Genomic DNA, 951 nt, shown 5'->3' with positions numbered 1-951 from the left:
ACGCGATCATCGTGCGGGACGCTTATAAGCGTTATGGCGATTTTGTGGCGTTGGATCATGTGGATTTCGTGGTGCCGAAGGGGTCGTTGACGGCGTTGTTGGGTCCTTCTGGGTCGGGGAAGTCGACGTTGTTGCGGGCGATCGCGGGGTTGGATCACCCGGATCGGGGCAGTGTGACGATCAATGGTCGCGACGTCACCGGGGTCTCGCCGCAGCGCCGCGGCATTGGGTTTGTGTTTCAGCATTATGCGGCGTTTAAGCACTTGACGGTGCGCGACAACGTCGCCTACGGGCTGAAGATCCGTAAGCGGCCCAAGGCCGAGATCAAAGAGAAGGTCGACAATTTGTTGGAGGTGGTGGGGCTGAGTGGGTTTCAGACCCGCTATCCCAATCAGTTGTCCGGGGGTCAGCGTCAGCGCATGGCGTTGGCGCGGGCGTTGGCGGTTGATCCGCAGGTGTTGTTGCTCGATGAGCCGTTCGGGGCGTTGGATGCCAAGGTGCGTGAGGATTTGCGGGCGTGGTTGCGTCGGTTGCATGACGAGGTGCATGTGACGACGGTGTTGGTGACTCATGATCAGCAGGAGGCGCTGGATGTGGCCGATCGGATCGCGGTGCTCAACAGGGGGCGCATCGAGCAGGTCGGTTCGCCTACCGAGGTCTATGACTTGCCGGCGAGTTCGTTCGTGATGTCGTTTTTGGGTGCGGTTTCTGAGCTCAATGGGGCGTTGGTGCGCCCGCATGACATTCGGGTGGGCCGCAAGCCCGACATGGCGGTGGCCACCGCCGATGCCACCGCGGAATCGATCGGGGTGGTGCGCGCCACGGTCGATCGGGTGGTGGCGCTGGGCTTCGAGGTCCGGGTGGAACTGACCAGCGCGGCCACCGGCGGCCCGTTCACCGCCCAGATCACCCGCGGCGACGCCGAAGCGCTCGCCCTCCGTGAGGGCGACA

The 951-nt window shown here is 63.4% G+C and carries 1 protein-coding gene; it reads left to right on the top strand.

Annotated features, from left to right (window positions below):
- Window positions 1-951: sulfate/molybdate ABC transporter ATP-binding protein (locus A5655_RS13840; RefSeq protein WP_067010931.1), on the top strand; the 951-nt coding region annotated here is incomplete at both ends.

Origin of the sequence: Mycobacterium sp. 1081908.1 (genome assembly GCF_001673535.1) — a bacterium.
GTDB lineage: Bacteria > Actinomycetota > Actinomycetes > Mycobacteriales > Mycobacteriaceae > Mycobacterium.
This window is presented reverse-complemented; position numbering and strand designations above follow the sequence as displayed.